This window comes from Streptomonospora nanhaiensis (assembly GCF_026642255.1).
Classification (GTDB): Bacteria; Actinomycetota; Actinomycetes; order Streptosporangiales; family Streptosporangiaceae; genus Nocardiopsis; species Nocardiopsis tropica.
This window is the reverse complement of sequence record NZ_CP113264.1, coordinates 6,772,674-6,783,561: the sequence shown is the minus strand read 5'-3', so window position 1 is coordinate 6,783,561 and position 10,888 is coordinate 6,772,674. Positions and strand designations below refer to the sequence as shown.

10 protein-coding genes are annotated in these 10,888 nt (G+C 73.0%); all 10 read left to right on the top strand.

Going from position 1 to position 10,888, the window contains the following annotated elements:
* The first annotated feature begins 73 nt into the window (after nucleotides 1-73).
* The 10 genes from OUQ99_RS29305 (at nucleotide 74) to OUQ99_RS29260 (ending at nucleotide 10,827) form a co-directional block, all read left to right on the top strand.
* Nucleotides 74-1,012, top strand: a complete 939-nt coding sequence (locus tag OUQ99_RS29305; protein WP_267946991.1) for a DUF5996 family protein — start codon at nucleotides 74-76, stop codon at nucleotides 1,010-1,012.
* A 212-nt stretch (nucleotides 1,013-1,224) separates the two neighbouring features.
* A complete protein-coding gene (locus tag OUQ99_RS29300) occupies nucleotides 1,225-1,512 on the top strand; it encodes a GNAT family N-acetyltransferase (protein WP_267946990.1) in 288 nt (95 codons plus the stop codon).
* A 126-nt stretch (nucleotides 1,513-1,638) separates the two neighbouring features.
* A complete protein-coding gene (locus OUQ99_RS29295; protein ID WP_267946989.1) occupies nucleotides 1,639-3,138 on the top strand; it encodes an alanine/glycine:cation symporter family protein in 1,500 nt (499 codons plus the stop codon).
* Nucleotides 3,139-3,321: 183 nt separating this feature from the next.
* The gene (locus OUQ99_RS29290) at nucleotides 3,322-3,921 is read left to right on the top strand and encodes a GNAT family N-acetyltransferase (RefSeq protein ID WP_267946988.1); all 600 of its coding nucleotides are present in this window, start codon (nucleotides 3,322-3,324) and stop codon (nucleotides 3,919-3,921) included.
* A gap of 366 nt (nucleotides 3,922-4,287) precedes the next feature.
* Nucleotides 4,288-4,503: a heavy-metal-associated domain-containing protein gene (locus OUQ99_RS29285; protein ID WP_267946987.1), complete on the top strand. Its 216-nt coding sequence runs from the start codon at nucleotides 4,288-4,290 to the stop codon at nucleotides 4,501-4,503.
* 1 nt (nucleotide 4,504) lies between these two features.
* Nucleotides 4,505-4,735, top strand: a complete 231-nt coding sequence (locus tag OUQ99_RS29280; RefSeq protein WP_267946986.1) for a hypothetical protein — start codon at nucleotides 4,505-4,507, stop codon at nucleotides 4,733-4,735.
* The gene (locus OUQ99_RS29275; RefSeq protein WP_267946985.1) at nucleotides 4,728-7,025 is read left to right on the top strand and encodes a heavy metal translocating P-type ATPase; all 2,298 of its coding nucleotides are present in this window, start codon (nucleotides 4,728-4,730) and stop codon (nucleotides 7,023-7,025) included. Before OUQ99_RS29280 ends, OUQ99_RS29275 begins: the two co-directional genes overlap by 8 nt.
* A 420-nt stretch (nucleotides 7,026-7,445) precedes the next feature.
* Nucleotides 7,446-8,726: a cytochrome P450 gene (locus tag OUQ99_RS29270; protein ID WP_267950551.1), complete on the top strand. Its 1,281-nt coding sequence runs from the start codon at nucleotides 7,446-7,448 to the stop codon at nucleotides 8,724-8,726.
* Nucleotides 8,723-8,887, top strand: a complete 165-nt coding sequence (locus OUQ99_RS29265) for a hypothetical protein (protein WP_267946984.1) — start codon at nucleotides 8,723-8,725, stop codon at nucleotides 8,885-8,887. Before OUQ99_RS29270 ends, OUQ99_RS29265 begins: the two co-directional genes overlap by 4 nt.
* Nucleotides 8,888-9,135: 248 nt before the next feature.
* Nucleotides 9,136-10,827: a serine/threonine-protein kinase gene (locus OUQ99_RS29260; protein WP_267946983.1), complete on the top strand. Its 1,692-nt coding sequence runs from the start codon at nucleotides 9,136-9,138 to the stop codon at nucleotides 10,825-10,827.
* Nucleotides 10,828-10,888: the final 61 nt, after the last annotated feature.

Here is a 10,888-nt window from a genome sequence, read left to right as displayed (position 1 = left end):
ACGGCCGGGGACCGGTCCCGGTCCGCAGGTCCGGCCGTGTACGCCACCCACCAAGGAGAGAAGGAGAGAGTCCGTGGAGCTGTTCCCAGCCATCCCGCTCGACTCGTGGTACGACACCAAGCAGACCCTGCACCGCTTCGAGCAGGTCGTCGGCAAGGTCCGACTGCAGCACAGCCCGCGCCGCAACCACTGGTGGAACGTCCCCTTCCACGTCACGGGGCGCGGCATCACCACCCGCCCCATGGGTCTCGTGGACGGCAACCCCGTCTTCACCGTCGACTTCGACTTCGTCGGGCACCGGCTGGTCGCGGCGAACCTGGACGGGCGGACCGCGTCCTTCCCGCTCCAGGGGCACAGCGTGGCGTCGTTCTACCTCGGGCTCCAGTCGGCGCTGGACAGCCTCGGCGTGGACGGCAGCATCCCGCACGCGACCCCGTTCGACCTGCCCGACACCGGGCGGCCGTTCACGGAGGACCGCGAGCACGCCGCCTACGTGCCCGAGCACGCCACCCGCTACTGGCAGGTGCTGAGCCAGGTCGCCCTGGTCCTGGAGGAGTTCGCCGCCGGCTTCTCGGGCAAGACCAGCCCGGTGCACCACTTCTGGCACACGTTCGACATCGCCGTCACGCGCTTCTCCCCGCACCCCGTCCCCCAGCCCCGGGAGGCAGGGCAGCTGGTGCGCGAGGCGTACTCGCGGGAGGTGGTGAGCTTCGGCTTCTGGTTCGGCGACGACAAGATCCCGGAGCCCTGCTTCTACTCCTACACGGCGCCCGAGCCGGACGGGCTCACGGACCGGAGGCTCGACCCCCCCTCCGCGGAGTGGGTGAGCAGCGGCCAGGGGCACCTGGCGCTGCTGCGCTACGCCGACGCGCGCAAGTCGCCGGACCCGCGCGCCACCGTCCTGGAGTTCCTGGAGAGCGCCTACCGGGCGGGCGCCGGGCTCGCCGGCTGGGACCTGGACGCGCTGGCCTGCCCGCGGGGGATCACCGACCCGTACCTCGCCGGCCGCTGAGTCCCGCCCCGCGTCCCGCGCCCCCGCAGGGGGTGCGGGAGGCCGGGTCCACGTTCTCCCAGAACCCCCGGCGCCCGGCGCCCCGCGTCCCGCGCCCGGGGGTCGGGGACGGGGCCCGGGGTGTGCGTGGTGGGTAGGTGTGGGAACGTGGCCCCAGGGCCCACCCATCACGCGCACACGGCGTGCGCGGACGCAGGAGGCGGGGGAGTGTCATGGACCTGACGGTCGTCGACGTGCCGGAGCGCTCGCGCTACGAGGTCAGCGCGGACGGGGAGGTGGTGGGCTTCTCCGCCTACCACCTGATCGACGAGGGCGTGTACGCCCTGCCCCACGTGGAGGTCGACCCGGCCTTCGAGGGCAGGGGCGTGGCCAGCGCGCTCATGAGGGAGTCCCTGGACGACATCCGCGAGCGCGGTCTGAAGGTCGTGCCGATCTGCCCCTTCGCGCGGGCCTACATCGGGAAGAACCGGGGCTACGCGGACCTCGTCCACAAGGGCTGACACGGAGCACGTGCAGTAACGGAATCATCACCATCGCGCCGGTGTGCGCCCCCGGCGGTGATTCGGTGCACTTCACGGGTAGGTGGGAGCGGTTGTCCCTTTCGGAGCGAAGGAGCCCCGTCCCCCGTGATATCCGCAGACGCAGCACAACCCCTCGACGCGCGCCTCACCGACGCCGTCGCCGCCTTCAACGACGAGTTCTTCTGGTCCTGGATCCTGATCCCGCTGCTGGTGGCGGTCAGCCTGTACATCACGGTCAGGACCGGGGTCGTCCAGATCCGCATGCTCCCGGAGATGTTCCGGGTCCTGCGGAGCAGGCCCGAGATCGCCCCCGACGGCAAGAGGGCCGTCTCCTCGCTCCAGGCGTTCATGATCTCGGCCGCGGCCCGCATCGGCACGGGCAACATCATCGGGGTGTCCATCGCGATCTCCCTGGGCGGCCCCGGCGCCGTCTTCTGGATGTGGGCGATGGCGGTCGTGGTGTGCGCCGCGAGTTTCGTGGAGTCCACGGTCGCCCAGCTCTACAAGGTCCGCGACCCGGCGGGGTACCGGGGCGGGCCCGCCTACTACATCGAGCGGGGGCTGGGTCAGAAGTGGGCGGGCGTCCTCTTCGCCCTCACGCTCATCGTGACGTTCCCGCTGGTCTTCAACGCGGTGCAGAGCAACACGATCACCAACACCATCGCGAACTCCGCCGAGGACCTGGGCAGCGGCACCGGCCTGTGGATGTCCGCGCTCATCGGCGTGCTGCTCGTCGTCCTCACCGCGCTGGTGATCTTCGGCGGGGTCCGGAGGATCGCCAACACCGCCCAGGCGCTCATCCCGTTCTTCGCCGCGCTGTACGTGCTGCTCGGCCTCGTCGTCATGGCGCTCAACTGGGAGGCCGTCCCGGGCATGGTCGCCCTCATCTTCCAGCACGCCTTCGGGGTGCGGGAGTTCGCCGCGGCGGGCCTGGGCGTCGTGATCATCCAGGGCGTGCGCCGGGGCATGTTCTCCAACGAGGCGGGCCTGGGATCGGCCCCCGTCGCGGCGGCCAGCGCCGCGGTCTCCCACCCGGTCAAGCAGGGGCTGGTCCAGACGCTCGGGGTCTACCTGGACACCCTCGTCGTCTGCTCGGTCACGGCGTTCATCATCCTGCTCGGCAACCCGGGCACCGGTGACGGGCAGTTGGAGGGCGACCTGACCCAGTTCGCCCTCCAGGCGGCGCTCGGTCCGTGGGCGCTGCACCTGATGACGCTGATCATCTTCCTGGTCGCGTTCACCTCGGTGCTCGGCAACTACTACTACGGCGAGTCCAACCTGGAGTACCTGACCACGAACGAGAGGGTCCTGTTCGGCTACAAGCTGGTCTTCCTGACGGCGACCTTCCTGGGGGCGCTCGGCTCGATCGACCTCATCTGGACGCTGGCGGACACGACCATGGGCCTGATGGCGCTGGTCAACCTCCTGGCGCTCGTGCCGCTCACGGCGGTCGCCGCACGCCTGCTCAAGGACTACGTCGGACAGCGGCGCGAGGGGATCGACCCGGTCTTCACCCGCGACCGGATGCCGGACCTGCGGGGGGTGGAGTGCTGGGGGCCCGAGGACGCGCTGCGGCCGGACGAGTCCGAGCGCTCGCCGGCGTGAGCCGGCGGCCGGGGGCGGGACGGGGGCGGGCCCGTCCTCCGGCCACGCACACGGGGGCGTTTCTCCACGAATAACCAGAAAGTGTTCGATGGGGGGCATCTGTGTTCTTTCGGTCACGGCGAATAATCGCTAGTGTGCTGGATCACAGTTGTGGCGGCCAGTGTGTCTCGTCGAGGGAGTCCGATGTCCATCGTCTCAATCGAGCCCGCCACCGCCGAGCGGTGGGATGACCTGGAGAACCTTTTCGGACCGACCGGGGCGTACGGGCACTGTTGGTGCACGTTCTTCCGCCGGCGGGCCAAGGACCACACGGCGAGCACATCCTGTGAGCGCTCCATGCGCGGCGTGGACAACAAGGAGGAACTGCGCCGCCTGACCCTGGACGGCAAGGTGCCCGGCCTCCTCGCCTACGACGAGGAGGGGCCGTGCGGCTGGGTGTCCGTGGCTCCGCGCGACGACTTCATCCGGCTGGCCCGGTCGCGCTCCCTGCGCCCCGCCGACCCCACGGAGCCGGGGGTCTGGGCGCTGGTCTGCTTCTGGCTGCCGCCCCGCCGGCGTCGGCGGGGCCTGGGCAGCCGCCTGCTGGACGGGGCGGTCGAGTACGCCCGCGCCGGCGGCGCGCGCGTCCTGGAGGCCTACCCGGTGGACACGGTGGGCGGCCGGGCCCCCAGCGCCGAGGTCTACACGGGGACCGTGGAGATGTTCCAGCGGGCCGGCTTCACGCTGAGCGGCCACCACCTCAGCGAGCGCGTGGTCGCCCGGTTGGAGCTGAAGACCGAGTAGCCCCCGCCCGTTCCCGGCCCGTCCGGCCGGGAACGGGGGGAGGGTATCCGGGCATGTGTCCCGGAGTACGCGTTTCCTCCGTCCCACAGGATGGAGGGCCCGGGGCCCCTGCGCGACGCGCGGGGGCCCCGGGCCGTGTCCGGAGGGGAAGCCCCCCGTGAGATTACCCCCCGGGGGTACAGTGGGGCGAGGGGGATCCCGGTGCGGGGGCGCCCCCGTGGCGGGCGGTGCGGGCCCCGCGTCGCCCGGGCGGGGGTGGTGTGACGGCAGGGGTTTGACAATTGCATACCCCCTGGGGGTATATTGGGCCCTGTTGGAGCGGTCCGCCACGGAGACCGAGACACCACACACGCCACAGGAGGCGAAATGGCTGCCACCACCACCGCTGTTTACACGGTCGAGGGCATGACCTGCGGGCACTGCGTCAACTCCGTCACCGAGGAGGTCGGCGGGGTCAGCGGGGTCACCGGCGTCAAGGTCGACCTCGACGACAAGAAGGTGACCGTCACCAGCGACGGCCCGGTCGACGACGCGTCGGTCCGCGCCGCCATCGACGAGGCGGGTTACGAGGTGCGTGACTGACATGAACGTGACCGCGAAGCTCGGGCTCTACGCCCTGGGTCTCGTGGCCGTGTTCGCCGCGGCGTTCGGGGTCGGCGGCCTGGCCGGCCCCGTTCTGCCGCAGGAGGCCCCGGGGCACGCGCGCAGCGCGCAGACCGGGGAGGAGTCCTCCACGGGCGGACGGGACCACACGGAGGACGCGTCGTACGGGCACGACGAGGAGCGTACGGAGTCGGGGAGGGACCATGGGTAGCGGGGGAACCACGGCGAAGCCGGCCGGGGCCGCGGCGGTCGAACTGGCCATCGGCGGCATGACCTGCGCCGCGTGCGCGAACCGGGTCGAGAAGCGGCTCAACAGGCTGGAGGGCGTCACCGCCACCGTCAACTTCGCCACCGAGAAGGCCCGGGTGTCCTTCGAGGGGGCGCCCACGCCCGTGGAGGACCTGGTCGCACAGGTGGAGAAGGCGGGTTACACCGCCACCGTCCCCCGGCCCGACCCCGGACCCTCCGCGGCGGAGCCCGCCGACCCCACCGCGGTCCTGTGGAACCGGGCCATGGTCTCCCTCGTGCTCTCGGTGCCCGTCATCGCCATGGCGATGGTCCCCGCGCTCCAGTTCACGTACTGGCAGTGGGCCTCCCTCGCCCTGGCGGCGCCCGTCGTCGTCTGGGGCGCGCTGCCCTTCCACGTGGCCGCGTGGAAGAACCTCAGGCTCGCCACCGCCACCATGGACACGCTGGTCTCCCTCGGCGTCTCCGCCGCGTTCCTGTGGTCGCTGTACGCCCTCTTCCTCGGCACCGCCGGGACACCGGGCATGACCCACCCGTTCGAGCTCACCATCGCGCGGACCGACGGCTCCGCCAACATCTACCTGGAGGTCGCCGCCGGGGTCACGACCTTCATCCTCCTCGGCAAGTACTTCGAGGCGCGCTCCAAGCGGCGCGCCGGGGCCGCCCTGCGCTCCCTCCTCGAACTCGGGGCCAAGGAGGTCACCGTCCTGCGGGGCGGGGGGCCCTCCGCCCGCGAGGAGCTGGTGCCCGTGGCGGAGCTCTCGGCCGGCGACCGGTTCCTGGTCCGCCCGGGGGAGAAGATCGCCACCGACGGCACGGTCGAGGAGGGCACATCCGCCGTCGACATGAGCATGCTCACCGGCGAGTCCGTACCCGTGGAGGTCTCCCCGGGCAGCACCGTCGTCGGCGCGACCGTCAACGCCGGGGGCCGCCTCGTCGTGCGGGCCTCCCGGGTCGGCTCCGACACCCAGCTCGCCCAGATGGCGCGGCTGGTGGAGGACGCCCAGAACGGCAAGGCGGCCGTCCAGCGCCTCGCCGACCGGGTCTCGGGGGTGTTCGTCCCCGTCGCCATCATGATCGCGGTCGCCGCGCTCGGCTTCTGGCTCGGCACGGGCGAACCCGCGAGCGCCGCCTTCACCGCGGCCGTCGCGGTCCTGATCATCGCCTGCCCCTGCGCCCTGGGCCTGGCCACGCCCATGGCCCTGATGGTGGGCACCGGCCGCGGCGCCCAGCTCGGGATCCTCATCAAGGGCCCGGAGGTCCTGGAGAACACCCGCCGCGTGGACACCGTCGTCCTGGACAAGACCGGCACCGTCACCACCGGGCGGATGGCGCTGACCGGCGTGGCCGTCGCGGACGGCGAGGACGAGGAGGAGGTCCTGCGCCTGGCCGGGGCCCTGGAGAACGCCTCGGAGCACCCCGTCGCGAGGGCCGTCGCCGCCGGCGCGGCCTCCCGGGTGGGCCCGCTGTCCGCCCCCGAGGACTTCGCCAACATCGAGGGACTGGGCGTGCAGGGGGTCGTGGACGGCCGCGCCGTCCTCGTCGGACGCCCCGCGCTCCTGGAGGAGTGGTCCCAGGAGCTGCCCGCGGAGCTGTCCCCGGCGCTGGAGAAGGCAGGGGGGGAGGGGCGCACGGCCGTCGCCGTCGGCTGGGACGGCCGCGCCCGCGGCGTGCTCGTGGTGGCCGACACCGTCAAGCCCACCAGCGCCGAGGCGGTCCGCCAGTTCCGCGAGCTCGGGCTCACGCCGATCCTGCTGACCGGGGACCACGAGGCGGTGGCCCGCTCCGTGGCCGCGGAGGTCGGCATCGAGGAGGTCTTCTCCGAGGTGATGCCGAAGGACAAGGTCGACGTGGTCAAGCGCCTCCAGGCCGAGGGACGCACCGTGGCCATGGTCGGCGACGGGGTCAACGACGCCGCCGCGCTCGCCCAGGCCGACCTGGGGCTGTCCATGGGCACCGGCACGGACGTGGCCATCGAGGCCAGCGACCTGACCCTGGTGCGCGGCGACCTGCGGGCGGCGGCGGACGCGGTCCGGCTCTCGCGCCGCACGCTCGCCACCATCAAGGGCAACCTGTTCTGGGCCTTCGCCTACAACGCGGCGGCGCTGCCGCTGGCCGCGGCCGGGCTGCTCAACCCGATGCTCGCGGGAGCGGCGATGGCCGTGTCCAGCGTGTTCGTGGTGACCAACAGCCAGCGGCTGCGCAGGTTCCGGCCCCTGTCGGACCACATGGGGACCGCCGCCGACCGGACCTGAGGAGGGACGGCCGGGACGCCCCGTCCGGAGCACCGGCTCCGGGCGGGGCGCCGCCGTGTGCGCCGGGGCGGCCCGACCCTTCCCCCTGGCCCCGCGTGCACGCGAAGACAGGGGGAAGGGGCGGAGGGAAGGACATCCCTATAACGGCAGATGACCGCCGATGTCCGCTGTCGCACGGGGAATCCGGCTCTCGCGCCTCCCGGGACGGGCCGCTAGGGTGTGCGCCCAGTGGCACCGGCCGCGGGTCCCCACGCGCGGCCGCGGCGGTCCCGCCGTGCCCGACGGCCCCGAGGAGGCGCAGGACGAACCCCGGCCCGTAGCCGACCGACACCCCCCGAGGTACCCGTGTCTTCTGGTTGCCCCCACGCCGCGCTGTACCGGAGCGAACCGCACCCCGACCCCTACGCCGTCTACGCCGACATGCGGGCCGAGCACGGCCCCGTGGTCCCGGTCGAACTCGAACCGGGTGTGCGCGGGTGGCTCGTGACGGACTACTCGACCCTCATCTCCTGGTCGCGGGACACCACCGCCTTCACCCACGACCCCCGGCTGTGGCGGGACTTCACCGAGGGCAGGGTCCACCCGGCCTCCCCGCTCCTGCCCATGATGGCCCCGCGGTCCAACGCCCTGTTCGTGGACGGGACGGAGCACCAGCGCTACCGCGGGGCGATCACCGACAGCCTCGGTGCCGTCGGCGCGGAGCACCTCGGCCGGATCACCGGCAGGTACGCCGACCGGCTCATCGACGGGTTCTGCGGGCGGGGTCGCGCGGACGTGCTCAACGAGTACGCCCGCGTGCTGCCCCTCCTCGTCATGAACGACCTCGTCGGGTTCGACGGGGACCAGGGCCTGCGCTTCGCCACCGCCATGCGCGACCTGTGGACGGGCGTGGACACCGAGGAGTCCAACGCCGAGGCCGAACGCGTACTGTCCGAGGCGGTGTCCGACAAGCACCGCGCTCCCGGCGACGACCTCACCTCCAGGCTGATCCGGCACCGGGCCGGGCTCAGCGACGAGGAGGTGGTCATGCAGCTCCTCCTCGTCGTCGCCGCGGCCAACGAGCCGACCGCCAACCTCATCGGCGCGGCGGTCCGCGCGGTCCTGGCCGACCCCGCGGTCCGCGGGGACGACGCCGTCTCCCTCTCGGACGCCGCCCTCGGCGACCTCGTCGACCGCGTCCTGTGGGCGGACCCCCCGATCACCAACTACCCGGCCGTCTACCCCCGCGTCGACATCCCCGTCGGCGGGGGGCGGGTCATCGAGGCGGGGACGCCGATCCTCCTGGGCTTCGCCGCGGCGAACCACTTCTTCCTGCGGGAGAACGCCGAGCGGATGGAGGAGACCCCCAACAGGGCCCACCTCGCCTGGGGAGCAGGCCCGCACCGCTGCCCCGCCCGCGACGAGGCCACGAGCATCGCGATCATCGCCACGCGCACGCTCCTCACCCGGCTCCCCGGGCTCCGCGCGGCTGTCCCGGCCGAGGACCTGCGCTGGCGCCTGACCGGGCTGGCGTGGACCCCCGTCGAACTCCCCGTCCTCTTCACCCCGCAGCAGCCCCCGGCCCCCGCGCCCGTGGAAGGAACCCCCTGGAGCCCGTCGCACTCGCCCCCGGAAACCTCCGCGCACAAGCGGCCCACCTCCGGGAGATCGGCCCTGTCGTCCCTGTCGGGCTTCCTGGAGAGGTTGCTGCGTGGGTCGTGACCACGCACGCCGGGGTCGCCGAGGCCCTGGCCGACACGCGGATCCGGAAGGACAAGAGGCACCGGAGGGCGTTCGACGCCGGTGAGGGCGCCGACGGGCCGGCCCCGCCGCCCTCGACCATCGTCTCCGGGGTCGCGCCCCTCCCGGTGCGCCTCCGCTGAACGGTTTCCGGGTGTGACACTCCCGGTGATTCGGTCCCGCCGGATGGACGCCCTCAGGTGTTTCCGGCGGGATCGTCGCATTTCAGGGAGGTCCCACGGGCGCTTGGCCGACAGGGGCCACCGACATGCCGCCCCGGGGAAGAGCGGCAGGAGTCGCCCCGGGCTCCTAGAATCGTGGCGACCCCCGACCTTCCCCTCCGCGTCCCGGAACCCTCACACACCGCCTTCCCCCACAGAGGAATCGCGCCTTGACGAACAGCTCGGAAGCCGACCCCGGCCGTGTCCTGGCCAACCGGTACCGCCTGGACGAGGTCATCGGAGCCGGCGGCATGGGGCGCGTCTGGCGGGGCACCGACACCCTCCTCGACCGCCCCGTCGCGGTCAAGGAACTGACCACGCCCCCCAACCTCCCCGCGCACGAGGTCGACGTGCTGCGCACCCGGATGCTTCGAGAGGCGCGCAGCGCGGCGCAGCTCAGCCACCCCTCGATCATCACCGTGTTCGACGTGGCGGAGGAGGACGGCCGCCCGTGGATCGTGATGGAACTCGTCCTGGGCCCCTCCCTGGGCGACCTCATCCGCTCCGACGGGGCCCTGTCGGCGAAGAGGGTCGCCGACATCGGCGAGCAGATGGCGGCCGGGCTGGCCGAGGCGCACGCGCGGGGCATCGTGCACCGCGACATCAAGCCGGGCAACGTGCTCATCGCCGGGAACGACCGCGCGGTCCTGACCGACTTCGGCATCGCCCACCTGGACGGCTCCACCCACCTCACCAGCACCGGCCTGCTGATCGGGTCGCCGAGCTACCTGGCGCCGGAGATCGCGCACGGGCACTCCGCCACCCCGGCCTCGGACATGTGGGCCCTGGGCATCACCCTCTACCAGGCCTCCGAGGGCACGCTCCCGTTCGACCGGCCGACCCCCATGGCGACGCTGACCGCCATCGTCACCCAGGACCTGCCCGAGCCGGTCAACGCGGGCCCGCTGCGCCCGGTCCTGGAGTCGCTGTGCGAGAAGCGGCCGGAGGACCGGCCGTCCGTGAGCGAGGTCCGCACGTGGCTCCGCGAGATCCGCGACGCCTCCGACACCCCCGCCACGGCGGTGGCGCCGGCCCCGGCCGCGACGGGGCCCGCGGAGGGGCCGGCCGCGGCCGAGGCGCGCGCCGAGTCCGCCGCGCCCGTCCCCGTGCCGCCCGCCCCCCGCCCCTCCGGCGGCGGCCCCGGTCGGCGGCGGGGGCCCCTCCTGCTCCTCGCCCTCGTGCTCGTCCTGCTGGTCGGGGGCCCGACCACCGGCGTCCTGGTGGCCGTCAACCGGTCCGGCGACACCGGCGCCGGACTCGTCGGCGACTCCGAGCAGGCCGCCGTCGAACCGTCCGCGGAGGGCGGGGACGGAGCGTCGGAGGAGGCCGAGCCCTCGGCGGAACCCGGTTCCGAGCCGGAGGCCTCCTCCGGGGCCGAGGACGCGGACCCGGAGGAGGAGCAGGACGAGGAGGACGACAGGTGGGACCACCTCGTCCGCCACGAGGACGAGAACGGTTTCGCCGTGGACGTCCCCGAGGACTGGGAGATCGACCGGTCGGGGGTCCAGGTCTACTTCCGCAACCCCGACGGCGGTTACCTGCTCGTGGAGTACACGGACAGCCCCAACCCCGACGCCGGTGACGACTGGCGCGCCGCCGAGCCCGGCGTGCGCGGCAACTTCCCCGGCTACGAACTCGTCGGCATCGAGGACGTCGACGCCGACTGGGCCGACGACTACGTCAGCGCGGCCGACTGGGAGTTCACCTACGACGGCAGGGGCGGCCGGATGCACGGCATCAACCGGGGCTTCCACACCGAGGACAGGGGCTACGCCCTGTTCCTCGTGGCCAGCAACGAGCACCCCGACCTCAACCGGGAGATGCTGGACCACATGGCGCAGACCTTCGACCCGGACGCCTGACCCGGCCGGGGCGCTCCCAGGGATGTCGAGCGGCTTCGGTCAAGCCGTCTCGGCACAGGGC